At 73.6% G+C, this 26164-nt stretch carries 26 protein-coding genes; 9 read left to right on the top strand and 17 right to left on the bottom strand.

Annotation, left to right across the window (positions count from 1 at the left end; translation table 11 throughout):
* Window positions 1-26 precede the first annotated feature (26 nt).
* The 5 genes from ACFYXS_RS26000 to ACFYXS_RS25980 all read right to left on the bottom strand — a co-directional run bounded on the left by ACFYXS_RS26000 (window position 27) and on the right by ACFYXS_RS25980 (window position 4685).
* A complete protein-coding gene (locus ACFYXS_RS26000; RefSeq protein ID WP_389252213.1) occupies window positions 27-2606 on the bottom strand; it encodes a SpoIIE family protein phosphatase in 2580 nt (859 codons plus the stop codon).
* A gap of 163 nt (window positions 2607-2769) precedes the next feature.
* A complete protein-coding gene (locus ACFYXS_RS25995; RefSeq protein ID WP_389252211.1) occupies window positions 2770-3174 on the bottom strand; it encodes a (deoxy)nucleoside triphosphate pyrophosphohydrolase in 405 nt (134 codons plus the stop codon).
* Between the two features lie 10 nt (window positions 3175-3184).
* Window positions 3185-3355, bottom strand: a complete 171-nt coding sequence (locus tag ACFYXS_RS25990) for an SPOR domain-containing protein (RefSeq protein WP_389252209.1) — start codon at window positions 3353-3355, stop codon at window positions 3185-3187.
* Window positions 3352-3789 (bottom strand): RpiB/LacA/LacB family sugar-phosphate isomerase, encoded by a 438-nt coding sequence (locus ACFYXS_RS25985; protein ID WP_389252207.1) that lies wholly within the window; start codon window positions 3787-3789, stop codon window positions 3352-3354. The genes ACFYXS_RS25990 and ACFYXS_RS25985 overlap by 4 nt, the downstream gene beginning before the upstream one ends.
* Before the next feature lie 188 nt (window positions 3790-3977).
* Entirely contained in the window at window positions 3978-4685 is a 708-nt protein-coding gene (locus ACFYXS_RS25980; RefSeq protein WP_389252205.1) for an SDR family oxidoreductase, read from the bottom strand.
* A gap of 146 nt (window positions 4686-4831) precedes the next feature.
* On the opposite strand from ACFYXS_RS25980, the gene ACFYXS_RS25975 reads away from it, so the two are divergent.
* Window positions 4832-5671, top strand: coding sequence for a helix-turn-helix transcriptional regulator (locus tag ACFYXS_RS25975; protein ID WP_389252203.1), 840 nt, complete (start codon window positions 4832-4834; stop codon window positions 5669-5671).
* A 129-nt stretch (window positions 5672-5800) separates the two neighbouring features.
* Here the strand turns inward: ACFYXS_RS25975 and ACFYXS_RS25970 are convergent, their stop codons facing one another.
* The 4 genes from ACFYXS_RS25970 to ACFYXS_RS25955 form a co-directional block, all read right to left on the bottom strand.
* Window positions 5801-6556: a GntR family transcriptional regulator gene (locus tag ACFYXS_RS25970; protein WP_319658783.1), complete on the bottom strand. Its 756-nt coding sequence runs from the start codon at window positions 6554-6556 to the stop codon at window positions 5801-5803.
* A gap of 90 nt (window positions 6557-6646) precedes the next feature.
* Complete coding sequence (locus ACFYXS_RS25965) at window positions 6647-7933, bottom strand: M14 family zinc carboxypeptidase (RefSeq protein ID WP_389252200.1); 1287 nt, start codon at window positions 7931-7933, stop codon at window positions 6647-6649.
* A 145-nt stretch (window positions 7934-8078) separates the two neighbouring features.
* A complete protein-coding gene (locus ACFYXS_RS25960) occupies window positions 8079-9053 on the bottom strand; it encodes an LPXTG cell wall anchor domain-containing protein (protein WP_389252198.1) in 975 nt (324 codons plus the stop codon).
* 152 nt (window positions 9054-9205) lie between these two features.
* Window positions 9206-10261, bottom strand: coding sequence for a carboxymuconolactone decarboxylase family protein (locus ACFYXS_RS25955; RefSeq protein WP_389252196.1), 1056 nt, complete (start codon window positions 10259-10261; stop codon window positions 9206-9208).
* Between the two features lie 203 nt (window positions 10262-10464).
* Here ACFYXS_RS25955 and ACFYXS_RS25950 point away from each other — a divergent pair, with 203 nt between their 5' ends.
* Both ACFYXS_RS25950 and ACFYXS_RS25945 read left to right on the top strand, forming a co-directional pair.
* Complete coding sequence (locus ACFYXS_RS25950) at window positions 10465-11625, top strand: sensor histidine kinase (RefSeq protein ID WP_389252194.1); 1161 nt, start codon at window positions 10465-10467, stop codon at window positions 11623-11625.
* Window positions 11622-12374, top strand: a complete 753-nt coding sequence (locus ACFYXS_RS25945; protein WP_389252192.1) for a response regulator — start codon at window positions 11622-11624, stop codon at window positions 12372-12374. Before ACFYXS_RS25950 ends, ACFYXS_RS25945 begins: the two co-directional genes overlap by 4 nt.
* Here the strand turns inward: ACFYXS_RS25945 and ACFYXS_RS25940 are convergent.
* Window positions 12302-12898, bottom strand: a complete 597-nt coding sequence (locus ACFYXS_RS25940) for a hypothetical protein (protein ID WP_389252190.1) — start codon at window positions 12896-12898, stop codon at window positions 12302-12304. The genes ACFYXS_RS25945 and ACFYXS_RS25940 overlap by 73 nt on opposite strands.
* A 142-nt stretch (window positions 12899-13040) precedes the next feature.
* On the opposite strand from ACFYXS_RS25940, the gene ACFYXS_RS25935 reads away from it, so the two are divergent.
* Window positions 13041-15623, top strand: coding sequence for an alkaline phosphatase D family protein (locus tag ACFYXS_RS25935; RefSeq protein ID WP_389252188.1), 2583 nt, complete (start codon window positions 13041-13043; stop codon window positions 15621-15623).
* A gap of 69 nt (window positions 15624-15692) precedes the next feature.
* Here the strand turns inward: ACFYXS_RS25935 and ACFYXS_RS25930 are convergent, their stop codons facing one another.
* Together ACFYXS_RS25930 and ychF are read right to left on the bottom strand one after the other, a co-directional pair.
* On the bottom strand, window positions 15693-17111 hold the full coding sequence (locus tag ACFYXS_RS25930) for an ATP-binding protein (RefSeq protein WP_389252186.1): 1419 nt from the start codon (window positions 17109-17111) through the stop codon (window positions 15693-15695).
* A 165-nt stretch (window positions 17112-17276) separates the two neighbouring features.
* Window positions 17277-18365 (bottom strand): redox-regulated ATPase YchF, encoded by a 1089-nt coding sequence (gene ychF / locus ACFYXS_RS25925; protein ID WP_389252184.1) that lies wholly within the window; start codon window positions 18363-18365, stop codon window positions 17277-17279.
* A gap of 186 nt (window positions 18366-18551) precedes the next feature.
* On the opposite strand from ychF, the gene ACFYXS_RS25920 reads away from it, so the two are divergent.
* Window positions 18552-19088, top strand: coding sequence for a DUF6542 domain-containing protein (locus ACFYXS_RS25920; RefSeq protein WP_319658771.1), 537 nt, complete (start codon window positions 18552-18554; stop codon window positions 19086-19088).
* A gap of 24 nt (window positions 19089-19112) precedes the next feature.
* Here the strand turns inward: ACFYXS_RS25920 and ppgK are convergent, their stop codons facing one another.
* The 3 genes from ppgK to ACFYXS_RS25905 are packed head-to-tail and all read right to left on the bottom strand — an operon-like array spanning window position 19113 to window position 21140.
* Window positions 19113-19871, bottom strand: a complete 759-nt coding sequence (gene ppgK / locus ACFYXS_RS25915; protein ID WP_389252182.1) for a polyphosphate--glucose phosphotransferase — start codon at window positions 19869-19871, stop codon at window positions 19113-19115.
* Between the two features lie 29 nt (window positions 19872-19900).
* Window positions 19901-20926 carry a 4-hydroxy-3-methylbut-2-enyl diphosphate reductase gene (locus ACFYXS_RS25910; protein ID WP_389252180.1) on the bottom strand — a complete coding sequence of 342 codons (1026 nt, stop codon included), beginning with the start codon at window positions 20924-20926 and terminating at the stop codon, window positions 19901-19903.
* A gap of 28 nt (window positions 20927-20954) precedes the next feature.
* Window positions 20955-21140: a hypothetical protein gene (locus tag ACFYXS_RS25905; RefSeq protein WP_389252178.1), complete on the bottom strand. Its 186-nt coding sequence runs from the start codon at window positions 21138-21140 to the stop codon at window positions 20955-20957.
* A 185-nt stretch (window positions 21141-21325) separates the two neighbouring features.
* Between ACFYXS_RS25905 and xseA the strand changes: the two genes are divergently transcribed.
* From xseA to ACFYXS_RS25890, 3 genes are all read left to right on the top strand, one after another.
* Window positions 21326-22534, top strand: a complete 1209-nt coding sequence (gene xseA / locus ACFYXS_RS25900; RefSeq protein ID WP_389252176.1) for an exodeoxyribonuclease VII large subunit — start codon at window positions 21326-21328, stop codon at window positions 22532-22534.
* A 63-nt stretch (window positions 22535-22597) separates the two neighbouring features.
* Window positions 22598-22849: an exodeoxyribonuclease VII small subunit gene (locus tag ACFYXS_RS25895; protein ID WP_389252174.1), complete on the top strand. Its 252-nt coding sequence runs from the start codon at window positions 22598-22600 to the stop codon at window positions 22847-22849.
* A gap of 130 nt (window positions 22850-22979) precedes the next feature.
* Complete coding sequence (locus ACFYXS_RS25890) at window positions 22980-23573, top strand: malonic semialdehyde reductase (RefSeq protein WP_389252172.1); 594 nt, start codon at window positions 22980-22982, stop codon at window positions 23571-23573.
* 23 nt (window positions 23574-23596) lie between these two features.
* Here the strand turns inward: ACFYXS_RS25890 and ACFYXS_RS25885 are convergent, their stop codons facing one another.
* Entirely contained in the window at window positions 23597-24127 is a 531-nt protein-coding gene (locus ACFYXS_RS25885) for a DUF4245 domain-containing protein (RefSeq protein WP_389252170.1), read from the bottom strand.
* 159 nt (window positions 24128-24286) lie between these two features.
* Between ACFYXS_RS25885 and glpX the strand changes: the two genes are divergently transcribed.
* The gene (gene glpX / locus ACFYXS_RS25880; protein WP_389252168.1) at window positions 24287-25327 is read left to right on the top strand and encodes a class II fructose-bisphosphatase; all 1041 of its coding nucleotides are present in this window, start codon (window positions 24287-24289) and stop codon (window positions 25325-25327) included.
* An 81-nt stretch (window positions 25328-25408) separates the two neighbouring features.
* Here the strand turns inward: glpX and ACFYXS_RS25875 are convergent, their stop codons facing one another.
* The gene (locus tag ACFYXS_RS25875) at window positions 25409-25762 is read right to left on the bottom strand and encodes a WhiB family transcriptional regulator (RefSeq protein WP_389252166.1); all 354 of its coding nucleotides are present in this window, start codon (window positions 25760-25762) and stop codon (window positions 25409-25411) included.
* Between the last annotated feature and the right edge of the window lie 402 nt (window positions 25763-26164).

Here is a 26164-nt window from a genome sequence, read left to right as displayed (position 1 = left end):
AGCGCGCCGAACCGTGCGCGAGGCGGTCATGCCGGTACGGGCAGGGTGAGTTCGAACCAGACGGTCTTCCCCAGGGGTCCGTGACGGGTCCCCCAGCGCCTCGATGCACGGGCCACCAGCTGCAGTCCCCGGCCGCCCTCGTCCTCCGCGCCGGCGGAGCGTTCGCGCGGCGGATCGGGCAGCGGGTCGGAGACCTCGACCAGCAGCGAGGTGCCGCGCACGATGCGCACGCCGATCGGCCCGTGGGCGTAGCGCAGGGAGTTGGTGACCAGTTCGCTGACGAGCAGCACGGTCACGTCGGTCAGCTCCCGCAGCTCCCAGCGCGCCAGGGTGTCCCGCACGAGCCCCCGGGCCCGACGCACCGCGCTCGGCTCGGCGGCGAAGGTCCAGGCGGCCGTGCTGCCCTCGGGCAGGCCGCCGAGGCGGGCCACCAGCAGGGCCACGTCGTCGGGTTCGCGGCCGTGGGCGAGGGTGGCCAGCAGGTCGTCGCAGGTGGTCTCCAGGGAGTGCGGGGGTCGCCGGGCGAGCACCGCGCGGAGCCGTTCCAGGCCGACGTCGATGTCCTCGTCGCGGGCCTCGATCAGGCCGTCGGTGTAGAGCACCAGCACGCCACGGTCGGGGACGTCGAGTTCCACCGACTCGAACTCCACGCCGCCCACGCCGAGCGGCACCCCGGCGGGGATGTCCATCAGCCGCACGTCATCCGCCCGGTCCGTTCCCGGGACGACCAGCACGGGCGGCGGATGGCCGGCACGCGCGACGGTCAGCCGCCGCGTTGAGGGGTCGTAGACCGCGTAGACGCACGTCGCCGTCCAGCCCTCCGCGGTGTCGCCGGCCAGGTCGTCCCCGAGGTCGTCGACGCGCCGCAGCAGTTCCTCCGGCGCCATCTCCATCGCCGCCAGGGTGCGCACCGCGGTGCGCAGCCGCCCCATGGTCGCCGCGGCCCGCAGACCGTGCCCGATGACGTCCCCGACGACCAGCGCCACCCGGCCGCCGGCGAGCGGGATGACGTCGAACCAGTCGCCGCCCGCGGCGGCGCCCGAACTGCCGGGGACGTAGCGGAAGGCGAGCTCCACGCCGGGCGGTTCGGGGACGCTCTGCGGCAGCAGGCTGCGCTGGAGCATCAGCGCGCCCTCGCGCTCGCGGATGTAGAGGCGCGCGTTGTCCAGGGCGGCGGCCGAGCGGTCGGCGAGCTCCATCGCCAGCGCGAGGTCCTCGGCGTCGAAGGGCTCGCGCCCGCCGGCCCGGCTGACCACCAGCAGGCCCAGCACGATGCCGCGGGCCAGCAGCGGTGCCACGATCAGCGAGTGGATGCCGAGGTCGACCGCGGCCTGCACCTTGGGGTCGCCGGGGTAGGTGGTGATCGTCTCGCGCAGTTCCCGCGGGCTCTGCACCAGCGCGGGCCTGCCGGTGTGCAGCACCGCGCCGAAGATCGACGCGCGGTCGACCTGGATGACCTTGCCCAGTCCGAGCATCCGCTCGACGAGCGGCCCCTCCTTGATCGCCCCGATGCCCAGCTGGCGCATCTCCGTGGTGTCCCCGTACGGGGCGCCGGGCAGCTCGCCGCCGTCCGGCACGTTGGCGTGCAGGATGACCCCGCTGTAGTCGCTGAACCGGGGCACCACGGTCTGCGCCAGCTGCTCGGCGATCCGCCGCACGTCCAGCAGGTCCGCCAGTCGGGAGCCGACGTCGTTGAGCAGGGCGAGCCGGCGGCGGGCGCGCTCGATCTTCGCCGCGGAGTGCTGGCGCTCGGTGACGTCCATGACGGTGCAGCTGATGCCGAGCACCCGGCCCGCCCCGTCCTCCAGGCGGTGGTAGGACACCGACCGCCATCCCGAGGCCGGCCCGGGGACGACGACGTCGATGACCGCCCGGCCGGTGGCCAGCACGTGCCGTTGCAGTGTGGCCAGTTCCTCGGCGGCGTCCTTGTGCACCACCTCCTCGACCCGGCGGCCGAGCGTCTGCTCGCGGGGGACTCCGTTCATCCGGGTCAGGGCGTCGTTGACGCGGATGTAGCGCAGGTCGGTGTCGAAGATGGCGACGCCGAGCGGGGAGGAGTCGAAGAGCGGGTCCAGGGCCGCGAGGTCGTGCTCCAGGGTGCGGATGCGGCTGGTCTCGGCGACCGAGGCCAGGACGAACTGGCGGCCGTCCCCGTCGACCAGCATCGAGGCCCTGGCCTCCACCTGGACGCAGTGGCCGTCGCGGTGGCGCAGCCACAGGACGCCGTCCCAGCTGCCGGAGCGCAGCAGCTCCTCCAGGATGCGTTCCGTGGGCCCCGGGGAGGGCACGGCGGCGAGCCGGCGGCTGCCGCGAGGGGCCGGCCGGGCGCCGGTCGCCAGCAGGGTGCCGACCCGGCGGCCCACGATGTGCTCACCCGCCCAGCCGAGCATCTCCTCCGCGAGTGGGCTCCACAGCAGGACCCGCCCGGAGGTGTCGAGCATGACCACGGCCAGCCGCAGCGTGTCCAGGAGGCTGCCCGCCGTGGTGGCGGCGGGAGGCAGCGGCGGCAGCCCCACGGTCCCGTGCGCATGCGGAGCCCCGGTCCCGGGCTGCGCAGGGTGCTGCGTACCCTCCGGGTCCTCCGTGGAGTCGTCGCTCCTGGTCATGGATGGGGGCCCCAGACGATTGCGGGGTGTCCGGCGGACGGCCGCCGGAGCGTCAAGGGTGGGTCAATCAGCCCATACCCGATATTCCGGTCCGCGTATCGCCGGGCGGCGGCGGGCGCGGACGCGTCGGCGGCCGTGGGCCCGGCGGCGGGAGAGCGCCGCATCAGTGCCCGGACGCCCGCGCCGCCGCCCAGGCCACGGCCGGCCGGTCCTGGTCCAGCCAGTCGACCTCGTGGACGCGGTCGGGGGCGAGCCAGCGCAGCTCGTCGTGGTCCTGCAGCGGCCGGGGCTCCCCCGCGAGGATGCGCGCGGTCCAGACGTGCAGGACGTACCCCGGTTTCAGCGGCCACTCCCCCGGGACGCGTTCCAGCGGTTCCGCCTCGATGCCGAGCTCCTCGCGCAGCTCCCGCACCAGCGCGTCCCGCGTGGTCTCGCCGGGTTCGGTCTTGCCGCCGGGCAGCTCCCAGCGGCCGGCCAGCTCGGGCGGGGCGGTGCGCCGGGCGGCGAGCAGCCTGCCGTCGTCGAGCAGGGCGGCACCGACCACCACGGTCACGTCGCGCGTCGTCATGCGCGGAACCTTACGACGCGCGGCGGTCGATGCGCTCGATCACGTAGAGCTGCTTGTGCCCGCGGGCGTCGAGGGTGTCCGCGACGCGCTCGGCCTCCTGGCGGGTGGCGTAGCGGCCGACACGGTAGCGGTTGCCGTTGTCGTCCTGGCGTATGACGACCCACACCAGCTCGCCGCTCATCGGATCTCCTCCAGGTGCGCGACGTTGGCGCGGTCGTCGTCCTCGGCGCTGGGGCCGCCCGCGAGCCAGGCGTCGAGGATCTCCCGGAGCAACGGTCCGCTGGTGAGCCGCAGGCTGAGCACGAGGGTGTTGGCGTCGTTCCAGGTGCGGGCGCCGTCGGCGGAGTACGCGTCGACGCACAGGGCGGCGCGGACGCCCGGCACCTTGTTGGCGGCGATGGAGGCTCCCGTACCGGTCCAGCAGCAGACCACGGCGTGGTCGGCGCGGCCCTCCGCGACGTCCCGGGCGGCGCTCTCGGCGCTCCAGGCCCAGTCCGCGCGGTCACCGGCGCGCAGTGCGCCGTGCGGGAGGACGGTATGGCCGCGGCCGCGCAGTTCGTCGACGAGCAGCCGCGCCACAGGCTCGTCCATGTCCGAGGAAACGGCGATGCGCATATGCCGGAGCCTACGCCTCAACGTGACGCGTCGGACACGTTCGGACGGTATTCGACTCGATCGGGCCATGTTCGATGGGGAGTTGACTCAGAAGGGCCTCTCGTCCGCGCCCTCAGGACTCCCCGGCGCGCCCGGCGGCGCCTCGGGGCCCGACGGAGCGCCGCCGGTGCAAGGGATGTGACGGATCGTCACCAGGGCAGGGCGCCCTCGCGGTCGAAGTAACCGCCGGTCGGGCCGTCGGGGGCGACCGACGCCATGCGGACAATGATCTCGGCGCCCTCCTCCACCGTCTGGAAGCCGGTGTTGCCGTTCAGGTCGGTCCTGGTGAAGCCGGGCTCCACGGCGTTGACCCGGAAGTCCGGGAGCGCCTTCGCGTACTGCACGGTGATCATGTTGACCGCCAGCTTGGACGCCGGGTAGTCCAGCCCCGGGAACAGGTAGGCCGGCTGGTCGGGGTCGGAGACGTGGTGCAGCGAGGCCAGACCGCTGCTGACGTTGACGACGACCGGGGCGGCGGACCGACGCAGCAGCGGCAGGAAGGCGTGGGTGACGCGCACGACGCCGAAGACGTTGGTCTCGAAGGTCCGCCGCATCCGGTCGGCGGTGGTCTCGGCGGTGGGTACCACGGTGTTGTCCGCCCGGCGCACCTCGATGCCGGCGTTGTTGATCAGCACGTCCAGCCCGCCGTCGGCCTCGATCGTCCGCGCGGCGGCCGCCACCGAGGCGTCGTCGGTGACGTCGACGACGACGGAGCGCGCGCCCAGTCGCTCGGCGGCCCGCCGGCCGCGCTCGGCGTCCCGCGCGCCGATCCAGACGGTGTGACCCTCGGCGATCAGGCGGCGGGCGGTCTCGTACCCCAGGCCCTTGTTGGCGCCGGTGATGAGAGTGGTCGGCATGGTCTCGCTCCTCGGTTGGGACGGTCGGCGGTCCGGTGACGGATGCCTCCAGCGTGCGGCGGGGCCCGCCGCACTGGCAGTCGTCCCGTGTTCCTGGGACTCGCGGTACCAGGGCGATCCCGCGCCCGGGGAGGACACTGGGGGACATGGCGACAGCGGAGTTCGGCAGCGCGGTGCGCCGGTGGCGCGACAAGGTGTCACCGGAGGCGGCCGGCCTGCCCACGGGCGGCCACCGGCGCGCGGCGGGGCTGCGCCGTGAGGAGCTGGCCCAGCTCGCCGGGATCTCCGTCGACTACGTCACCCGCCTCGAACAGGGCCGCGCCTCGCACCCCTCGGCGCAGGTCGTGGAGGCCATGGCCCGTGCCCTGCGGCTGTCACCGACCGAACGCGCCCACCTCTTCGAGCTGGCCGGGCTGGCGCCGCCGGGGCCCGAGTCGGTCCCCGCGTACATCACCCCGAGCGTCCACCGGCTCCTGGACCGCATGGCCGGCACGCCCGTCGCGGTCTACGACGCCTCCTGGACGCTGCTCCAGTACAACCCGCCGTACGCGGCCCTGATGGGCGACCCCTCCGGCTGGCGCGGCAACGAGCGCAACGGCGTCTGGCGGCACTTCCTCGGCCTGAGCAGCCGCGTCCGGCACCCCCCGGAGGGCCTGGAGGCGTTCGAGACGGCGGTGGTCTCCGACCTGCGGGCCGCCGCCGCCCGCTACCCGTCCGACCAGCGGCTGCGGCGGCTCGTCTCGGACCTGCGGGCGCACAGCGACCGCTTCGCCGCCCAGTGGGACTCCGGGGTGATCGGCCGCCACGAAGCCGCGCACAAGACCATCGACCATCCGGGGGTGGGATCCCTGCGGCTGGACTGCGACGTGCTCACCGTGGCCGGCAGCGACCTCCGGATCATGATCTACACCGCCGAGCCCGCCACGGAGGACGCCGAGCGCCTCGCCCTGCTCACCGTGCTGGGCACCCAGTCCCTCGTGGGCTGACCGCCCCGGGGCGCGAGCGCCCCGCCTCACGGGCGCCTCTCGCGCGCGAAGGCGGCCGGGCTCACCGGCCCAGCGGCGGCCGGACGCCGGGGCGGTCACGACGCCCCGGCGCACCTCGCCGGGCTGCCCTCACTTGACCGGCATGCGGTAGGACGCCCGGTAGCGCTCGGCCGGGACGATGATGTCGGCGGTCTCGACGGGGAGGCCGGAAGCGTAGAACGTGCGGCGGATCTCGATGACGACGTGGCCGGGCACGCCGCCCAGCACCGCCGTCTCCTCCGCGAGCCCGGGGCGCGCGCCGACCTCCTCGGCGACGTTGTCGACGACGATGTCGAGCGCGGCCATGCGCTCGACCACGCCCTGCCCGGCCAGCGGGCCCTCCTCCGGCAGGAGCACGGGGGTGCGTCCGGTCACGGACAGCGGTTCCCACGAGGTGGCGAGCATCATCGGCTCGCCCTCGGCGCGGTAGAGGTAGCGGGTGCGCATCACCCGGTCGCCGGGCTGGATGCCCAGCCGTTCGGCGACCCGCGGGCCGGCCGCGTCCTGGAAGCTGTTCGCCTCCCAGCTGCCCTTGAAGCTCTCGTCCGCCTGCTCCTGCCGGAACGGCGACGCCTGGCCGCCGGCCTGCCGGTAGCCGGTGCGGACGATCAGCCGCGGGTCGGGGCGCTCGCGGACGTACGTGCCGGAGCCGGAGCGGCCCTCCACGAAGCCCTCGGCCATCAGGACCTTGCGGGCCTCCAGCGCGACGGTGTCCGACACCCCGTACTCGGCGCGGATACGGGCCTGCGAGGGCAGGCGGGTGTGCGGAGGGAGCGTGCCGTCGAGGATCTTCTGGCGGAGATCCTCGGCGACGCGAAGGTACGCGGGCTGCTCACCGAAAGGCACGTGCCCCTCCCTCGGGTTGACTGTGTGCAACAGCTTGGCAACACACCGTTGCCAGTCGCAAGTCTTGCCCATCGGATTACTTCTGTCGCGTCATCCCGGCAACAGCTCGAACGCCGCGAGCACCACCCTGGCGTGCTGCTCCGCCTGGTGCCTGACGGGGACCCAGCGGGCCCGGTGCGCGGTCTCGTACGCCCGGCACCAGTCGGCGACCAGCCGTTCCAGACGCTCGCGCACCGCGGCGGCAGGGGCCTGGGACGGCTCGACGCCCCGGGCGAGTCGCAGCAGCATGGCCGCGGCGCGCAGCGGCAGGCGCTGGGTGTAGATCTCGACGCTGCTGACCCGGGCCCGGGTCATCGCCGGCAGCGGCGGGGCGGAGGCCGTGCGCAGCGCCGGGTCCCAGTCGGCGGCGAGCTGCGGGCCGACGGCGACGATCTCGCGCGCGGCCCGCAGCAGCGGGCCGCCGTCCCCGGGCAGGTAGGGCAGCAGTTCCCCGATCAGGCCTCCGACGTGGTCGCTCGCCCGGCGCAGGGTGACACCGGCGGCGCGCAGCGCCTCGTCGGCGGCGGGGTGCGGGGAGGTGTCGCCCGCGCGGTCGCAGGCCCACATCGGCACCTCGGCGATCGCGGTGACGCCGCCGTAGCGGTGGGCGTAGGTCCACGTGGAGTTGTTGGCGTCCTCGCGCGGGCCGCCCGGGGGCGGCATCACGTAGACACCGGGGCCCGGGCTCGGCCAGTGGAAGGCGTCGGAGGAGCCGGCCTCCAGCGGGATGTCGAACTCGGCGGCTGACTTGGCGATGCGTTCGGCCAGCCGGGGGATGGCCCGGGTCACCTGGATGAAACTGCCGCCGACGTCGATGCCGTGCAGCGAGCACTGGAGCACCGGGCGCAACTCGTCGATGACCGCGATCAGCGCCCGGGTCTCGGGCAGCGCGCCGGCCAGCGATCCGTCGTCGGGCAGCCACTCCGGCTGCTCGGCGGCGCGCGGCCGGAAGAAGTGCCGGTAGTGGCCGAGCATCGTGAACCGGCCGTCCGGGACGGCCTCGTTGAGCCGCGCGCCGTCCGGGTCCGCGCAGAGCAGGAAGTGCCAGGAGGCGTCGGCGCCCTCGCGCAGCGCGGGATCGGCGGTCACCCACCGGGCCAGCCGGAGCGCGGTGGCGCCGCCGACCATCTCGTTGGCGTGCGGCCCGGCCACGACCAGGACGTTGCGCCGTCCGTGGCCCACCGACAGCAGGAGCAGCGGCTCCCCCGCCCGGGAGGTCCCCACCGTCCGCACCCCGCACAGATCGGGCCGGTGAAGGGCCAGGGCCCTGGCCGCCGCGGCGACCTCGTCCACGGTCGGGTACCGGTCACCGGCGGTGGTCTCCCCCGGATGTGTCATACAGCCCCCCGCTGTGGTCCTACCGTCGCATCGGATTGTTCCAATGCCCGCGAACCCGGGGCTAGTACGCGTAGGCGTGGTCGCCGCGCACGGACGAAGGGGGTACGGCACCTGGCGGAGCCGTACCCCCTTCCCTGCCGGAGCGTCAGTGGCGACGGGCGGCCTGGCGGCGGCGCGAGGCGAAGACGACGGCACCGCCGGCGAGCAGCAGCAGCGCGGCGGCCGCGGAGACCATGCCGACGTTGCCGGAACCGGTCTCGGCGAGGTCGCCGGACTCACCGTTCGGGGACTGGGCGGCGTCGACCGCGGCCGGGCTGGAGGCCGACGCGGAGACGGACGCGGACTCGGAACCGGACGCCGACGGCGTCGCGGAGTCGGAGGCCGGGACGGAGGCGGTCGGCGTGTCCGAGGCGGGCGGCGTGGTGGTCTCGTCGCCGCCGGACGGGGTGGTCGGAGGCGTCGTGGTCGGCGGCGCGGTGGTCGGCGGCGTGGACGGGACGGTCTGCTCGGAGCAGTCCTTGGTGCCGCCGTTCCACCAGGCGATCTTCTTGTCGCCGATGACCGCGTGGTCCGGGCCCTCGGGCAGCGGGCCGTGCTCGAAGCCGTCGCCCGCGTTCATGACGCCGTCGTACTTCTTGTTGCCGTAGTACAGGTCGACCTGGGCGAAGCAGGTCACGTCCGGGACGGCGACGTCGAGCGAGTCGGTGCCGTTGGTGATCGTGACGGTGTCCCAGTCGTGGAACACCTGCTTGCCGGAGGTCTCGAAGGTGGCGCCGTGGGTGCGGTACGAGGCCAGGGACACGGTGCAGGACGAGGAACCGTCCGCGACGCGCACCTTGACGTGCACCTTTCCGTCCTCGGCGGGCTTGAGGGTGACGTCGTCGACCTTCACCGACGCGTACCAGTTGGTGCCGTCGAGCGAGAACTCGCAGCGGTCGGTGCTGGTCTTGGTGCCGCCACCGTGTCCGGGCTGGTACGTGTGGTGGCCGCCCTTGGTCCAGCCCTTGCCGCCGGGGCAGTCGCTCGCCCAGGCGGAGGTGGCGCCCGCCGCGGAAAGGGCGACGGCGGCGGCACTCACACCGAGCAGCCGTCCGATGGTGACGCGTCGCGATATGGACATGCAGAACCCAATCTTGCGTTGCGTGGCCCGGCGGAGGCGCGAATGACGGCAGCCGTCCCCGTGTGCGAGCAGGCCGAGGCGTCGCCGGGCGGAGGTCGAGGTGCACACGGGGCACTACGGCCCCAGTGGCACCACGCATCGTCGTGTCTGCGTCAATGGCCTGTCAACCTGGCCCGCTGAAAAGGTCGTTGGATCGAGGTTTCGATCCGGGAAACAGCGGTGAAGGCGCCGAACGCCAGCAGCCGCACCAGATCCGCGTCGTACGGGTCCGGGTCGGCGGCGCGCCAGGCCTCGGCGTCCGCCTCGGTGATCCGGTACGGGGCCAGCGCGGCCAGCAGCACCAGTCGCGCGGCGGGGCGCCGGTCCGCCGGCAGCTCGGCCGTCCGGCGCGCGATCCAGCCGCCGCCCAGCGGCGGGTGCGAACCGTCCCACGCGTCCACGGCGGCCTCCACGGCCTCCCGGGCCTGCTCGCCGAGTCGTTCCCCGCCGCGCCCGGCCGCCGCCCTCAGCGCGGCGAACGCGGGCCCCACGGGGGCCTCTTCGGCCCAGTCCGGCGGCGGTCCGGCCGGCACTCCGCGCAGCAGCGGCAGGCTCGCGCCGGGCGGGAGCTCCCTGCGCACGGTGCGGGCCAGGGCGCGGCCGCCGGCGCTGCGCACCAGGCGCAGCCGCTGCAGACCGGCGGGCATCATGTCGTCATCGAGCAGCGCGGACACCATGCGGTTGATGAAGTGGAAGGCCAGCGCGGTGCCGACGAACTCCGGTGCCGCGGCGTCGTCGAAGGGCCGGCCGGCCACAGCTCCGGACGCGTCCGGTCCGAGGCCGGTCCGGGTCGCCCTCCCCCAGGCGAGCAGCGCGGCATGCTCCGGATCGGGGGGTGTGCCGCCGCGGGCGGCGGTCTCGGCGAGGCGGTGGTCCCCGGTGGCGTGCAGCAGGACGGTGTGCGCGTCCACGCAGAAGGGGCAGCGGTTGGCCTGCGACACCCCGAGCGCGACGAGTTCCTTCGCGGTGCGGGACGCACGGCCCGCGAGCAGCGACTCGCGCAGTACCGCCCAGGTGGCGGCCAGCAGGTCGGGGGCGGGCGACAGCACCACGAAGGTGGGCGCCCGCCGGATGCCGAAGTCGGTGGCCAGCTGTGCGTACACCGCGGCGGACCGGCCGGTGAGCGACTCCGGGGGCGCGGGGGTGGTGAGGCGGAAGGGTGCGGGCACGGGGTGCCTCCTGCTGGGTCGTCGGTCCCGTTCGCGGGTCTCGATCGTGGTCCCGGAGCGGTCCCCGGGTCGTCGTCCCCGGGAAGTGACATGGCACTGCTGCGCGGGCTGCGTCGCGGGGCCGCGCTACTCCCCGGGGAGTAGCGCGGGAGCCGTCTTCCAGGAGGACGTGCGGGACGCGCGAGCCCGGTTAAGGTGCCGCCATGGGAGGCGCCAGGCTGATCGCACGTCAGGTTCGTGAATCACCCCTGGAGTTGCGGGGGTGGCAGGGCGGTCTCTTCGACGGGGTACTGGGCCTCGTGCTCGTCGCCGACGTCCTGCTGCTGCCCGGTGTGCCGGCCCCCGCGGACGCCCTGGACCTCGCGCTGGCCCTCGTGGGCACGCTGGCCGTCACCGGCAGCCGCCGCGCGCCGCTGCCCGCGCTGCTGCTCTGCACGGGCTGCATGCTGGCGTACGCGCTGCGGGTGCACCCGGGGCCGACGGCGGCCTTCCCGGTGCTGGTCGCCGTCCACATCGCGGTGAGGACCGGCGGGCGGCGGCTGCCGGTGAAGGTGGCGGTGCTCGCCTTCCTCGGCGGGTACCTGGCCTCCGGGCAGCCCGCGCCGACCGCGGCGCAGTCGACCGCGCTGCTGCTCGGCTGGTTCCTGGCCTCGGTCGCCATGGCCGTGGTGGGCCGGCACCGCCGCGCGTACCTGGAGCAGTTGGAGCGGCGGGCGCTGGAGGCCGAACGCACCCGCGAGGAGGCGGCGCTGCGCCGCGCGGGCGAGGAACGGCTGCGCATCGCCCGGGAACTGCACGACTCGCTCACCCACAGCATCTCGATCATCAAGCTCCAGGCGGGCGTCGCCGTGCATCTGGCCCGCAAGCGCGGCGAGGAGGCCCCCGAGGCCCTGCTCGCCATCCAGGAGGCCAGCGGCGAGGCCATGCGGGAGCTGCGCGCGACGCTGGAGGTGCTGCGCGGCAGCGGGGGCGGCCACGGCGTGGACCGCATCGGGGACCTGGCCGAGCGCTCCCGTACCGCCGGGCTGCCCACCAGCGTCACCGTCAGCGGACGCGAGCGGCCGCTCGCCGACGGCGTCGACCGGGCCGCGTACCGCATCGTGCAGGAGGCGCTGACCAACGTCACCCGGCACGCCGGTCCGCGGCCGCGCGCCACGGTCCGCATCGAGTACGCCGATCTGCAGCTCGTCGTCCAGGTCGACGACGACGGCACCGCGGCGCCGGACGCGGAACCGGTCCCCGGCGTCGGCCTCACCGGCATGCGGGAGCGGGTCACCGCGCTCGGCGGGCGGCTGCGGGCCGGCCCGCGGCCGGAGGGCGGCTTCACCGTACGGGCCGAACTGCCACTGGAGGCGGCGACATGATCCGGGTGCTGATCGTCGACGACCAGGCGCTGATGCGGGCCGGGTTCCGGGCGCTGCTGGACGCGGAGGAGGGGATCGAGGTCGTCGCCGAGGCGGCCGACGGGCGGGAGGCCGTCGCGCTCGCCGAGCGGCACGTGCCCGACGTGGTCCTCCTCGACATCCAGATGCCGGTGCTCGACGGCATCGGCGCCACCCGGCGCATCGCCGCCGACCCCCGCCTGGCGGGCGTGCACGTCGTCATCCTGACCAACTACGGCCTGGACGAGTACGTCTTCGACGCGCTGCGCGCCGGCGCCAGCGGCTTCCTGCTGAAGGACACCGAGCCCGCGGACCTCGTCCAGGCCATCCACGTCGCGCAGCGCGGCGACGCGCTGCTCTCCCCGGCCATCACGCGCCGTCTGATCGCCGAGTTCGTCTCCCGGCCGCCGGACGCGGCGCACGCGGCGGGCCTGGAGGCACTGACCAACCGCGAGCGCGAGGTGGTGGCGCTCGCCGCGCGCGGACTGGCCAACGACGAGATCGCCGCGCGCATGGTCATCAGCCCGCTGACCGCCAAGACCCACGTCAGCCGGGCCATGACCAAGCTCGGTGCCCGCGACCGGGCCCAACTGGTCGTGTTCGCCTACGAGTCGGGGCTGATCACGCCCAAGTCCCCGGCCCCCGGGCCGCCGCCGCCCTACGCGCCGGCCGGCTCCCCGGCTTCCTCGGCATCCACGGCCCCGGAGTCGTCCCCGGGCTTCTCGAAGTAGACGTCGAGCACGGCGTCGAGCTCCTCGGACCAGGTCTTCATCCGGCCCCTGGCGGGCGTCTCGACCCAGGTCTCGTACCAGCGCCGCGGCGACAGGTAGACCGTCACGCAGAAACGGCGCCCGAACCGCGGGGCGTCGACCTCGACCGCGCCGATCTCGTCCCAGCCGAACTCGGCCTCGGTGTCGTCGAGCCGGAACGTGATGCCGTCCCGGTCCGCCCGGATCGAGCCGCGGCGGTCGGCGACCTCGAACACCGGTCCGTCGCCGTCCGGCCCCGCCTCCGGGTCGCGCTGCGCGGGCTGCTCCGCGGCGACCTCCGGGGCGGCGGCGTCCTCGGCGGGGGCGTCCTCGGCGGGGGACGGCGCGTCGTCGGTGACGGGCGCCGCCTTCACCAGGTCCGCGGACTTCTCCGCGGACGTGACCTGGGGCTCGTCCGGCTCCGGCACGACAATGCCGGGGACGTACGCCGGATCGATGCCGGCCGCCTGTACGAGCGGGATGTTCGAACCTCTGCTCTGCTCCACGGCGGGCAGTATGGCCCATCGGGCTGTGACCGCGACACTCGCCCCGCCCGGCGGCGCCGCCGCGCCGCCCGGTGGCCTCTCGTGTCCTGCCCATTCATGATCACGCAACCGGGGCGGCACCTGTCCGGACAACCCTGTGTACATGACCAACACACCTTCGATCGTCCCCTTCGACCGCCGGAAGTTCCTGGCGGCTGCGGGAGGCACCACCCTCGGTGCCCTCGCCGCAGGCCAGTTGGCCATGGGAGCCGCCTCGGCCGCCGAGGCCGGGACCGCGCCCGAGACCGCCGGGACCGCCCCGGCGGCCGTCGTCGACCCGGCCCCCTTCCTGCTCGGTGTCGCCTCGGGCGACCCCGACGAGGACAGCGTCGTGCTGTGGACGCGACTGGTCGCCGACCCGCTCGACGCGGAGACCGGCGGCATGGAACCCGTCGCGGTCAAGGTGAGTTGGGAGCTGGCGCGGGACGAGGAGTTCCGCCACGTCGTCGACGACGGGCACACCGAGGCCCACCCCGAGTCCGCGCACAGCGTGCACGTGGAAGCCAGGCACCTGACGCCCGACACCTGGTACTGGTACCGCTTCGAGGTGAACGGGGTCCGCAGCCGCGTCGGCCGTACCCGCACCCTGCCGAAGTCCGGTTCCCGCGTGGACCAGTTGCGCTTCGCCTTCGTGTCCTGCCAGAGCTGGGCCGGTGGCCACTACGCGGCCTACCGCGACCTGGCCGGTCAGGAGCTCGACTTCGTCATGCACCTGGGCGACTACATCTACGAGACCGCCGACGGCAGCCTGACCGAGTTCCGCCGGCTGCACGCCCAGTACAAGAGCGCCCCCGAACTCCGCGACGCGCACGCGCGGTTCCCGTTCTTCATGACGTGGGACGACCACGAGGTCCAGAACAACTACGCGGGCGACGTCCCCGGCGGCGCCGGCGACGGCCGGCCGTTCCTGGAGCGCCGGGCCAACGGCTACCAGGCGTACTACGAGCACCTGCCGCTGCGCCGGGCGCAGAAGCCGGACGGCCCCGACGCGCTGATGTACCGCAGGTTCGACTTCGGGCGGCTCGCCGAGTTCAGCATCCTCGACACCCGCCAGTACCGCACCGACCAGCCGTGCGGCGACGGCCGGAAGACCCCCTGCGAGGCGGTCGGCGACCCGGCGGGCACCCTCACCGGTCCGGAGCAGGAGAAGTGGCTGCTGCGGGGCCTGGGCCGGACCGGCGCGCAGTGGAACGTCATCGCGCAGCAGACCATCATGGCCGCGTTCGACTACGATCTGGGCCCGTCGAAGGTCGTCAACCTCGACCAGTGGGACGGCTACCCCGCCGCCCGCTCCCGGATCCTGGACTTCCTGGACAGCGAGCGTCCCCAGAACCCGGTGGTGCTCAGCGGCGACTGGCACACGCACTGGGTCAACGACCTCAAGAAGGACTTCGACGACCCGGCGTCCCGCACGGTGGCGACCGAGTTCGTCGGCACGTCCATCTCCTCGGGCGCCGGCTGGGACGCGGACGTCCGTGCGGGTCTCGCGGCCAACCCGCACGTAAGGTTCTACAACGGCACCTACCGCGGCTACGTGATCTGCGACATCACCCCGGAGCGCTGGCGCGCCGACCTGCGGATCGTGCTGAACGCGGGCGACGCCGCCTCCCCCGCGTACACGATCGCCGCGTTCGAGGTGCTCGACGGTGTCCCCGGCGCCCGTCGCCTCGACGGCGTCGGCGACGGGCTGTCCGGCCGGCTGACCGACAGCGGCACCGGCGCCCCGCTCACCAACATGCGGGTCAAGGTGCTGGACTCGGCGGGCAAGGCGGTCGTGTCGAGCACGACCGGCGCGGACGGCGAGTTCCTCGCCTTCGCCGTCCCCGGCGTCTACACCGTGGTCGCCGACGGCGTCGGCTACGACCCCGTCCAGGTGACCGCCACCGTGCAGGACGGCGCGCAGACCCGGGTCACCCTGCGCGCGGACCGGGCGCGGGCGCGCGCAGGCACCGGCACCACCATCCCCGGTCCGGTGGCCGAGGGCCTCACCTCCGACCTGGTGATCTCCAACGACCAGCTGGCGCTGGCGATCTCGGCCGGTTCCGAGGACTCGCAGCTGACCCCCGTCACCCTCGGCAAGCCGCGGGACATGGCCGCCGTGGGCCACCTGGACCAGATCGACTGGTTCAACCTGCCGTACGCGTCGGCCGCCCAGCCGCGCGGCACCGGCGCCTGGCAGCAGCGCACGGTCAGGTCCACCTTGGTCGAGGTGGTCTCCTCGACCGGCGCCGAGGCCCGGATCAGGGCCACCGGCGCGAGCACCGCCTTCACGGACGTCGCGGTCGTCACCGAGTACTCCGTCCGCGAGGGCGAGCGCTGGATCACCGCGGAGAGCGTCTTCACCAACCGCGGCACGGTGGCCCGCACCCTGTGGATCGGCGACGTGATCGACCACGACGGCACCGGCCAGCGCAGTGGCGTCCCCGGCCACGGCACCATCACCACCGGCACGCCCGCCGACTACGTGCCGACCGCGCCCTGGATCGGCATGACCGGGGCCGACAGCCAGACGTACGGCCTGCTCTACGAGGACCAGGCGTTCACCGCCTACGCGTGCGACATCTGGGCGATGACCCAGCGCCAGGTCACGATCGCGCCGGGGGCGAGCTACACCCTGCGCCGCCGGATCACCGCGGTCGACAACCGGGCCGCGCTCGACCCGTTCGCCGTGCTGAACACGCTCTGACCGCCCCGGGCCGGCGGGGCGGCGCCCCCGCCCCGCCGGCCCGGCGGTGTCCTACGGGCCTCCGGCCCCTCACAGCGGCCAGGCGGCCAGCAAGTCGCCGGGGCCGTAGGCGGCGTCGAGTCCCGGACAGTCGATGCCGCTGCGCGAGACCGCCACGACGGGCAGCGGTTCGTCGGTGAGGGCGGCCCGGTGCCGGTGGAGAGCCGCCAGGTCGTGCCGGTCGAAGGCCGACCTCTCCAGCCACTTGACGGAGCCGACGAAGAGCAACTCCTTGGCGACAGGGGCGCGGTCCGCCCCGACGACGTCGATCTCGACGTCGTTGGTGCGGGTCCAGTAGCCGCCCACCACGGGGGCCGCGGGCAGCCGGTCGTCGGGCAGTATCCGCGCCAGGGCCTCACGGACGAGCGGCTCGACGGCCCGGCCGCGCCAGCTGGTCCAGTGCTCCCGGACGCGCGCCAGGGTCAAATCGCCCCGCCCCCGCTCGATCTCTTCCATGGACGGGCCGAGCAGGCGCAGCCAGAACCGCAGGTAGGGATCCGTCACCCGGTAGCGGCGGTCCTTCGAAGGACGCAACGACACAGGCAGTTCCGCGGCGACGATCCGCTTGTCCGCGAGCAGCTCCAGCGCTCGCTGCAGTGGCGTGGCGCCGATTCCGCCGGCTGCTCGGGCGATGTTGGTGAAGGTCCGCTCGCCGCTCCCGACCGCGGCCAGCACCCTGCGCGCCTGGGCCTGCGGGGGGAACTCGGCGGCCAGCGAGCGCTCGGCCGACACCAGCAGGGCCGAGACCGGGTCGCTCAGCGCCTCGCCGAGGAAGTCCCACAGCCCCGCGCCGCGCGGCCACTCCGCGCAGATGAGCGGCAGCCCTCCGGTGACCAGCGCGGCGTCGAAGGCCTCCGCCGGGTCCAGCCCGAGCATCCTCCCCACCTCGGCGGGGTTCAGCGGTCCCAGCACCATCTCCCGGCCGCGCTGGTGGAAGGGGCGCCCGTAGCCGTTCAGCGCCTCCATCATCGACAGGTCGGAGCCGATGAGGACCAGCAGCACCGGCTTGGCCTCCAGCACCCGGTCCCAGGCCCGTTGCAGCATCCCCTCGAAGGCGCCGTCGTCATCCATCAGGTACGGCACCTCGTCGACGACCAGTACGCTCGCCCGGTCCGCGGGCAGCGCCGCGGCCAGCACGTCGAAGGCGGCGTCCCAGCTCTCCGGCCGCGCGGCGGCCACCAGCCCCGCCTGCGGCAGCGTCGACGCCTGGGCGTCCCTGGCCAGCCGCGCCAGATCGTCCCCGGGGGACGCACCGGTCGCCGCGTAGAACAGGAACGGGGCCCCGGAGCGCTCCGCGAACCGCTCGACCAGGCGCGACTTGCCCACCCGGCGCCGTCCGCGCAGCATCACACACCGACCGGGCCGCTCCCCGCCGACCCCTGCCGCCACCTTCCGCAGCTCTCGCTCCAGCGTCGCCAGTTCCTGCGTGCGACCGACGAAATCCACCACGTGCGCCGCCCTCCACCGGTGAAGCTAACGTTCATGTCAGTAACATGAATGTTAGCGACATTTCCCCGCACCGCACGGGAAACGAGCCAGGGGTCCGGCCCCGAAGAGCCGGACCCCTGTGCGCCGCACGTGCGCCGGATCGGCGAGGTGGTGGGACGTCGCCCCCTACACGTTGAAACGGAACTCCACCACGTCGCCGTCCTGCATGACGTACTCCTTGCCCTCCATGCGGGCCTTGCCCTTGGCGCGGGCCTCGGGGATGGACCCGCACTCGACCAGGTCGCCGAAGGAGACGATCTCCGCCTTGATGAAGCCCTTCTGGAAGTCGGTGTGGATCACACCGGCCGCCTCGGGGGCGGTGGCGCCCTTCTTGATCGTCCAGGCGCGGGCTTCCTTCGGGCCGGCCGTGAGGTACGTCTGCAGGCCGAGGGTGTCGAAGCCGACCCGGGCGAGGGTCGCGAGGCCGGGCTCCTCCTGGCCCATGGACTGCAGGAGTTCCAGCGCCTCCTCGTCGTCGAGCTCGATGAGTTCGGACTCGATCTTGGCGTTGAGGAAGATCGCCTCGGCGGGGGCGACGAGCGCGCGCTGCTCGGCCTTGAAGGCGTCGTCGGTCAGCTCGTCCTCGTCCACGTTGAACACGTACAGGAACGGCTTGGTGGTCAGCAGGTGCAGCTCGTGCAGGAGGCCGCCCTTCTCGGTGCCGGCGGTGATGCCGGCGGAGAAGAGGGTGCGGCCGTCCTCGAGGATCTGCTGCGCCTCCTGGACGGCGGCGAGCATCGCCGCCTTCTCCTTCTGGAGGCGGGCGTCCTTGGTCAGCCGCGGCAGGACCTTCTCGATGGTCTGCATGTCGGCGAGGATCAGCTCGGTGTTGATCGTCTCGATGTCGTCCTTCGGGGACACCTTGCCGTCGACGTGGACCACGTCCGGGTCGACGAAGGCCCGGATGACCTGGCAGATCGCGTCGGACTCGCGGATGTTGGCGAGGAACTTGTTGCCCAGGCCCGCGCCCTCGCTGGCGCCGCGGACGATGCCCGCGATGTCGACGAAGTCGACCGTGGCCGGGAGCTTGCGCTGCGACTCGAAGATCTTCGCGAGCGTGTCCAGGCGGGGGTCGGGGACACCGACGACGCCGACGTTGGGCTCGATCGTGGCGAACGGGTAGTTGGCCGCCAGCACGTCGTTCTTGGTCAGGGCGTTGAACAGGGTCGACTTGCCGACGTTCGGCAGGCCGACGATTCCGATCGTGAGCGACACGTGGCGACTTCCCGTAGCGAGGTGGGTGGAGGGCCCGCGCGCCCGGGCGGGCGGGGACGGACCGATCCACCAGTCTACGGAAGCGGGGGACCCCCACGGGCTCCGGCGGCCCGCCTCGCCCCCTGTGGGGCTGAAAAGTCGTGTCCTGCCCCCGTTTCCCCCCTGCCGGGCGCCTACGTTGGGTGCGTGGAGCAACACAGTGCGCGCACGCCGCACAACAACGGTGCCGCCACGCGGCCGGTCAGGCCGGCCGCGCGTCCGGCGCGCAGGCCCGCGGGCGCGACGGCCGTGGGCGGAGGTCCGCGCCGCGGCCCGTTGTGGGGCGTGCGGCGGGGACAGAGCGAGTCCCGTCTGACGGGGCTCGGCACCGGGGTCTTCATCACGCTGACCGCCTTGTGCGGCGGCGCCGTGGACTCCCTGATGAACGGCGAACCCGGCACGCTGTTCGGCGTGGTCTTCCTGCTGGCCTGCATCGCCGGCGGCGTGTGGGTGCGGCCGTACGACCTGTCGGCGGCGCCGGTGAGCGCGCCCATCGCCTTCACCATCGCGCTGGCCGTGACCGCCGACGGCGGCGGAGGGCTGACCGGGCACGTGATGGCACTGCTGACCGGGCTCGCCACGCTGACAGGGTGGCTGTACGGCGGCACGGTGTGCGCCGCCGTGATCACGGCCGTGCGGAAGGTGGCGTACGTGACGCGGGCGCGGCGAGCCGAGCGCCGCTGACCCCGCGTCCCGCGTCCCGGACCGCTATCCCGCGGCGGTGGTGGTGACCGCCGCGGCCGCCGCCATGCCCGCGCCGACGATGCCCGCGTTGTTCTGCAGCGCGGCCGGCACGATCTCCGCCTGGATGCCCTCGATCAGCGGGAGGAACTTGTCCGCCTTGCGGCTCACGCCACCGCCGATGACGAAGAGCTCGGGCGAGAAGAGCATCTCCACGTGCGCCAGGTACTTGGTGACCCGGCGCGCCCAGTGCTCCCAGCTGAGTTCCTCGTCCTCCTTGACCTTGGTGGAGGCGCGCTTCTCCGCCTCGTGCCCGTGCAGTTCCAGGTGGCCGAGCTCGGTGTTGGGCAGCAGCTTGCCGTCCACGAAGACGGCGCTGCCGATGCCCGTGCCGAGGGTCAGCACGATCACCGTGCCCGAGCGCCCACGGCCCGCGCCGTAGGCCATCTCGGCCATGCCCGCCGCGTCGGCGTCGTTGAGCAGCGTCACGGGAAGGCCGACCCGCTCCGAGAGCAGGCCGGCCGCGTCCGTGCCTATCCACCCCTTGTCGACGTTGGCCGCGGTGCGTGTGACGCCGTGCGTCACCACACCGGGGAACGTCGCGCCGATCGGGCCCTGCCAGCCGAAATGGGTGACGACCTCCTTGACGCAGTCCGCCACCGCGTCGGGCGTCGCGGGATGCGGAGTGAGCACTTTGCAGCGCTCCTCCGTCAGATCGCCGCGATCCAGGTCGACCGGGGCGCCCTTGATCCCCGAGCCGCCGATGTCCACACCGAAAACGCTCATGGCCCAACGCTACGACGTGGGACGGACGGTCACCCCTCGGACTGCTGACCCGCCTGCTCGGGGGCGCTCGCTGCGGCCCGTCCCGCCAGCTTGGCGGCGGCCTCGGCGCGCAGGTCGCGACGGAGCTCCTTGGGCAGCGAGAAGACGATCGACTCCTCGGCGGCCTTGACGATCTCGACGTCCTCGAAGCCGCGCTGCGACAGCCACTCCAGCACCTGCTCGACCAGCACGTCGGGCACGGAGGCACCGGAGGTGACACCGACCGTGGAGACGCCCTCCAGCCAGGCCTCGTCGATCTCCGCGGCGAAGTCCACGAGGTGGGCCTCGCGGGCGCCGGCCAGCTTGGCGACCTCGACCAGGCGCACGGAGTTGGAGGAGTTGCGCGAGCCGACGACGATCACCAGATCGGCCTCGGCGCCCATCTGCTTCACGGCGAGCTGGCGGTTCTGCGTGGCGTAGCAGATGTCGTCGCTGGGCGGCGAGATGAGCTGCGGGAACTTCTCCTTGAGCGCGTCGACCGTCTCCATGGTCTCGTCCACGGACAGGGTCGTCTGGGAGAGCCAGACCACCTTGGAGGGGTCGCGGACCTCGACCTTGGCGACATCGGCGGGGCCGTCGACCAGCGTGATGTGGTCCGGGGCCTCGCCGGAGGTGCCGATGACCTCCTCGTGGCCCTCGTGGCCGATCAGCAGGATGTCGAAGTCCTCGTTGGCGAAGCGGACCGCTTCCTTGTGGACCTTGGTCACCAGGGGGCAGGTCGCGTCGATGGTGGCGAGCTTTCCGCGCTCGGCCTCGTCGTGGACGGCCGGCGCCACACCGTGCGCGGAGAACATGACGATCGACCCCTCGGGGACCTCCGCCGTCTGCTCGACGAAGATCGCGCCCTTCTTCTCCAGGGTCTGCACGACGTACTTGTTGTGGACGATCTCGTGGCGGACGTAGATCGGGGCCCCGTACTGTTCCAGGGCCTTCTCGACGGCGATCACGGCACGGTCCACGCCCGCGCAGTAGCCACGGGGGGCGGCGAGCAGGACACGGCGGGCAGCAGCAGTCATGCGCCCATCGTACGGGGCGTGACGGAGGTCATCCGCCCCGCCGGGGGTGTCCGCGACGGGCGGCGCGCAGCAGGCCCGGCAGGCGTCCGGCGAGCACCGCGGCGACCACCGCCGTCAGGCAGCTGAAGCAGCCGCAGCCGGGGCCGCGGCGCCCGATGCGGAAGCCGCCGCCGATGCGTGGCGGCCGCGGGGGCGGCGGGCCGTGTGGGCGCATGGGGACCTCCCGGGCACATGGGTCTGCCCCCAGGGTGCGGGGTGTCCGGAGGGACGGACAGTGGTGGGTGCCATTCGGGTCGGGCACGCGGCGGACATGCGGTCGGACACGCGGTCGGACATCGGAGCCGACGCGGACGAGGCAGGGGCGGGGTCACTGTCCGTGGCGGGGGCTAGTCTCGGCGTATGGCTCAGAACACGTCCGCGGAGGCGCCGATCCCGGTCGGCGAGGTGTCACGGCTGATCGGCGGCTGGATCGACCGGCTGGGCGCGGTGTGGGTGGAGGGGCAGATCACCCAGCTGTCCCGGCGCCCCGGCGCGGGCGTGGTCTTCCTGACGCTGCGCGATCCGTCGCACGACATCTCGCTGAGCGTGACCTGCCGCCGCGCCGTCTTCGACGCCTTCGACGGCGCGGTCGGCGAGGGTGCGCGGGTCGTCGTGCACGCCCGCCCGGAGTGGTACGCGCCGCGCGGGCAGTTGTCGCTGCGGGCGGCGGAGATCCGTCCGATAGGCGTCGGCGACCTGCTGCTGAGGCTGGAGCAGCTGAAGAAGCGGCTGGCCGGCGAGGGCCTTTTCGCACTGGAGCGCAAGCGGCCGCTGCCCTTCCTGCCGCAGCTGATCGGCCTGGTGTGCGGCCGCGCCTCGGCCGCCGAGCGCGATGTGCTGGAGAACGCGCGGCTGCGCTGGCCGGCCGTGCGCTTCGAGGTGCGCAATGTGCCGGTGCAGGGGGCCTACGCGGTCCCGCAGGTGATCGAGGCGGTGCAGGGGCTCGACGCGCACCCCGAGGTCGACGTGATCATCGTAGCGCGCGGCGGCGGCAGCGTGGAGGACCTGCTGCCGTTCTCCGACGAGCGACTGGTGCGCGTGGTCGCCGAGTGCCGTACGCCGGTGGTGTCCGCGATCGGGCACGAGCCCGACACCCCGCTGCTGGACCTGGTCGCGGATCTGCGCGCCTCGACACCGACCGACGCCGCCAAGCGCGTCGTACCGGACGTCGGCGAGGAGCTGACCCGGGTCGAGCAGTTGCGGCACCGCTCGCTGCGGGTGATGAACGGGCTGCTGGACCGTGAGGAGCGCGGGCTCGTGGCGGCGATGAGCCGTCCCTCGATGGCGCGGCCGCGGCTGATGGTCGAGGAGCGCGAGGAGCAGGCGGCCGCGCTGCTGGAGCGTTCACGGCGGCATCTGCGGCACCGCCTGGACCGGGCGGACGACGAGCTGGAGCACACCCGGGCCCGGGTCGTCGCGCTCTCCCCTGCGGCGACGCTGCAGCGCGGGTACGCCGTCCTGCAGCGCGAGGGCGGCGCCGTCGTGCGCGCCGCGGGCGAGGTGGCCGACGAGGAGAAGCTGCGGGCCCGGGTGGCCGACGGCGAGTTCACGGTCCGCGTCACGCGCTGACCCGCGCCGGACCGCGGGGCCCGGCGGCCCCGCCGTGTCCGAGGGCGGCCCTAGTCTGGTGCCATGGCTGATCAGGACACGCTGGGGTACGAGCAGGCCCGCGACGAGCTCGTCGACGTCGTCCGCCGTCTGGAGGCGGGCGGCTCGACGCTGGAGGAGTCCCTCGCCCTGTGGGAACGCGGCGAGCAGCTCGCCAAGGTGTGCCGCAACTGGCTGGAGGGCGCCCGCGCGCGCCTGGACGCGGCCCTTGCGGAGGAGTCGGGCGAGGCGGCCGGGGACGGCCCCGGTGCGCCGGGGGCGGCCGAAGAGGAGTGAGGCGGTCATGGGTGGCGTGACGGTCCTCACGGGAGGGGCGGCCCCGGAATAGTTGAAACTTCACCTATGTTGGGTGGGGTGTTCGACGCCGCCCCGCCGGGGCGGTCCCCCACATCCCCCCGAGGTACCGATGACACTCCAGCTCGACACCGCCGCCCAGAACCTTCTCTTCCGCGACGCGCGCACCGCCAACTCCTTCACCACCGAGCCGGTGACCGACGAGCAGGTCCAGGCCGTGTACGACCTGGTGAAGTACGCGCCCACCGCCTACAACCAGCAGCCGCTGCGCATCGTGCTGGTCCGCTCCGAGGAGAGCCGCGAGCGCCTGGTCGGGCTCATGAACGAGGGCAACCGCGCGAAGACCTCCACCGCCCCGCTGGTGGCCGTCCTGGCCGCGGACAACGAGTTCCACGAGGAGCTGCCGGTCCAGTTCCCGGCCTTCCCGCAGGCCAAGGAGATGCTCTTCGCCGAGCGCCCGGTCCGCGAGCGGTCGGCCGCCTTCAACGCCGCGCTCCAGGTCGGCTACTTCATCCTCGGCGTGCGCGCCGCGGGTCTGGCCGCCGGCCCGATGACCGGTTTCGACGCCGAGGGCATCAACAAGGAGTTCTTCCCCGAGGGCGACCACTCCGTGCTCGCCGTGGTGAACATCGGCAAGCCGGGCGACAACGCCTGGCGCGCGCGCTCGCCGCGCCTGCCCTACGACGAGGTCGTCACCACCGTCTGAGCCACCGGCCCCGACCGGGCTCCCTACTGGCCGCTGCGCTCCTGGAGCGCGGCGGCCAGTTCCGCGAGCCGGTCGGCCGGAGCGGTGCCGGTGACCATCGTGGTCACCCCGCCCTCCTCCCGCACCAGGGCGTCGTACTTGGGGCCCTCGTAGCGGTCCCAGGTCTCGCCGCCGACGGTGCGGGTGCCGCTCTTGCGCGCGTCGTGGCTCGTCGCCGCGACGAACGCCGCCGCGTCCGCGTTGCTCTGCTCGACGGCCGCGTACTCGTTCTGCGGGTCGACGAAGCCGAGGTGCCAGTGCACCGCCTTCGGGTTCGTGTCCTCGTACGTCACAGAGGTCGCCCGCCAGCCCTTGCCGAGGCCCTCGGGGGCCGCGACCGGGTAGGGGGCGCTGCGGCGCGCCTGGTCGAGCTCGACCCGGTAGCCGACCACCTGGACGGGGTCGTGGTTCTCGTCGTGCGGGATGAAGAACCAGATGATCCCGACCACGACGCCGATCGCCGCCATCGAGATCACCATGTCACGCACTGTTTCCGTGCCGCGCTTCTTTGCCACGCCCCCTATGGTCCCTCATGCCCCGGAGCGTCCCGCCGCCCGGGTCCCGCCCGGGCCGGATGCGCTCATGTGACGGGGGCCCTGCTCATCCTGGCACCTGACGGATAAGGTCGTACCACCCTCTTTTCCGGCCGTCCTCGTACAGAAAGGTGCGCTGTGATGACCGAGCAGCACGAAAACCACATGCCGCGGCAGCTCGAAGTGAGCCCCGAGGCCCCCGACCGCAACCTCGCCCTCGAACTGGTGCGGGTCACCGAGGCCGCCGCGATGGCCGCCGGCCGCTGGGTGGGCCGGGGCGACAAGAACGGCGCGGACGGCGCGGCCGTCAAGGCCATGCGCACCCTGGTCTCCACCGTGTCGATGAACGGCGTCGTCGTCATCGGCGAGGGCGAGAAGGACGAGGCGCCGATGCTCTTCAACGGGGAGCGGATCGGCGACGGGACCGGCGCGGAGTGCGACATCGCCGTGGACCCGATCGACGGCACGACGCTCACCGCCAAGGGCATGCCCAACGCCGTCGCCGTCCTCGCCGCCGCCGACCGCGGCGCGATGTACGACCCGTCGGCCGTCTTCTACATGGACAAACTGGTCACCGGCCCCGAGGCCGCCGACTTTGTGGACATCACCGCCCCGCCGTCGGTGAACATCCGGCGGGTCGCCAAGGCCAAGGGCGGCGCCCCCGAGGACGTGACCGTCGTGGTGCTCGACCGGCCCCGGCACGAGGGCCTGGCCAGGGAGATCCGCGAGACCGGCGCGCGCATCACGTTCATCTCGGACGGCGATGTGGCGGGCGCCATCATGGCCGTCCGCGAGGGCACCGGCGTCGACATGCTGATGGGCATCGGCGGCACCCCTGAGGGCATCATCGCGGCCTGCGCGATCAAGTGCCTCGGCGGAACCATCCAGGGCAGGCTCTGGCCCAAGGACGACGCCGAGCGGAAGCGCGCCCTCGACGCGGGCCACGACCTCGACCGGGTCCTGCACACGGACGACCTGGTCAAGGGCGACAACGTGTTCTTCGTCGCCACCGGCATCACCGACGGCGAGCTGCTGCGCGGCGTGCGCTACCGCGCCGAGACCGCGACCACGCAGTCGCTGGTCATGCGCTCCAAGTCCGGCACGATCCGCCAGATCGACTCCACGCACCGGCTGTCGAAGCTCCGCGCCTACAGCACGATCGACTTCGACCGCGCGCGCTGACGGCCTCCCGGCCGGACGGCACCACCACGCACACAGGGGCCGGGAGCCCGCCCAGCGGCGGACTCCCGGCCCCGGAGCGTGTCAGCCCGCGGCGGCGATGCGCGGCGCCGGCCGCTGCAGTTCCGCCTCGCGGCGACGCCGGCGCGCGAGTACGACCCGGCGCTCGGCCGCGGTCATGCCGCCCCACACCCCGTAGGGCTCCGGCTGCAGCAACGCGTGCTCCCGGCACTCCAGCATGACCGGGCAGCGGGCGCAGACCCGCTTCGCGGCCTCCTCGCGCGACAGGCGTGCCGCCGTCGGCTCCTTGGAGGGGGCGAAGAACAGACCTGCCTCATCGCTGTGGCACGCCGCGTCCGAATGCCATGGGCCGCCCAGGTCCCGGGGGTGACTCAGGGAGGAACTGGATGCTGCCGCGGGCTCGATCGGTTGAAGCACGGGATACTCCTGACGACGGCTCGGCTTGGTGTCACCCTTGCCCGTCGCTGCCCTTCCCGCTGCGTCGGCACGGGGTTGTCGACGTGGGGGTCCGGCGGCGAGCGACGTGTCCCCATGCCCTACCCGCTGTGCGCGCGTTCATGCGCACGGTGTCCGCAGGCTCGCGCGCCCGCGCGTGCGCCGGCCGTACCGGAGGATGCGCCACCGGACCCTCCCGGCGGCGCGACGGCCCCGGCAACTGCGGTCGTCCCCGGACGTCTTGGGGCCCGCTCGCACGTCGGCGGTGGGGGGGGGGGGCCCCCCCCCCCCCCCCCCAACGGCCGGGGGGGGCCCCCCCCCCCCCCCCATGTGGGCGGGAGGGGGGGGGGCGGCCGTATTAATAACCCGGAGGCCGCGCGCCGG

The sequence above is a fragment of the Streptomyces sp. NPDC002574 genome (assembly GCF_042889545.1).
GTDB lineage: Bacteria > Actinomycetota > Actinomycetes > Streptomycetales > Streptomycetaceae > Actinacidiphila.
This window is presented reverse-complemented; position numbering and strand designations above follow the sequence as displayed.

Excerpts from the sequence above, each read along its gene's own strand:
- ACFYXS_RS26000 (WP_389252213.1), bottom strand. The coding sequence starts at position 2,606 with ATGACCAGGAGCGACGACTCCACGGAGGACCCGGAGGGTACGCAGCAC.
- ACFYXS_RS25995 (WP_389252211.1), bottom strand. The coding sequence starts at position 3,174 with ATGACGACGCGCGACGTGACCGTGGTGGTCGGTGCCGCCCTGCTCGAC.
- ACFYXS_RS25990 (WP_389252209.1), bottom strand. The coding sequence starts at position 3,355 with ATGAGCGGCGAGCTGGTGTGGGTCGTCATACGCCAGGACGACAACGGC.
- ACFYXS_RS25985 (WP_389252207.1), bottom strand. The coding sequence starts at position 3,789 with ATGCGCATCGCCGTTTCCTCGGACATGGACGAGCCTGTGGCGCGGCTG.
- ACFYXS_RS25980 (WP_389252205.1), bottom strand. The coding sequence starts at position 4,685 with ATGCCGACCACTCTCATCACCGGCGCCAACAAGGGCCTGGGGTACGAG.
- ACFYXS_RS25975 (WP_389252203.1), top strand. The coding sequence starts at position 4,832 with ATGGCGACAGCGGAGTTCGGCAGCGCGGTGCGCCGGTGGCGCGACAAG.
- ACFYXS_RS25965 (WP_389252200.1), bottom strand. The coding sequence starts at position 7,933 with ATGACACATCCGGGGGAGACCACCGCCGGTGACCGGTACCCGACCGTG.
- ACFYXS_RS25960 (WP_389252198.1), bottom strand. The coding sequence starts at position 9,053 with ATGTCCATATCGCGACGCGTCACCATCGGACGGCTGCTCGGTGTGAGT.
- ACFYXS_RS25950 (WP_389252194.1), top strand. The coding sequence starts at position 10,465 with ATGGGAGGCGCCAGGCTGATCGCACGTCAGGTTCGTGAATCACCCCTG.
- ACFYXS_RS25945 (WP_389252192.1), top strand. The coding sequence starts at position 11,622 with ATGATCCGGGTGCTGATCGTCGACGACCAGGCGCTGATGCGGGCCGGG.
- ACFYXS_RS25935 (WP_389252188.1), top strand. The coding sequence starts at position 13,041 with ATGACCAACACACCTTCGATCGTCCCCTTCGACCGCCGGAAGTTCCTG.
- ppgK (WP_389252182.1), bottom strand. The coding sequence starts at position 19,871 with ATGAGCGTTTTCGGTGTGGACATCGGCGGCTCGGGGATCAAGGGCGCC.
- ACFYXS_RS25910 (WP_389252180.1), bottom strand. The coding sequence starts at position 20,926 with ATGACTGCTGCTGCCCGCCGTGTCCTGCTCGCCGCCCCCCGTGGCTAC.
- ACFYXS_RS25905 (WP_389252178.1), bottom strand. The coding sequence starts at position 21,140 with ATGCGCCCACACGGCCCGCCGCCCCCGCGGCCGCCACGCATCGGCGGC.
- xseA (WP_389252176.1), top strand. The coding sequence starts at position 21,326 with ATGGCTCAGAACACGTCCGCGGAGGCGCCGATCCCGGTCGGCGAGGTG.
- ACFYXS_RS25895 (WP_389252174.1), top strand. The coding sequence starts at position 22,598 with ATGGCTGATCAGGACACGCTGGGGTACGAGCAGGCCCGCGACGAGCTC.
- ACFYXS_RS25890 (WP_389252172.1), top strand. The coding sequence starts at position 22,980 with ATGACACTCCAGCTCGACACCGCCGCCCAGAACCTTCTCTTCCGCGAC.
- glpX (WP_389252168.1), top strand. The coding sequence starts at position 24,287 with ATGACCGAGCAGCACGAAAACCACATGCCGCGGCAGCTCGAAGTGAGC.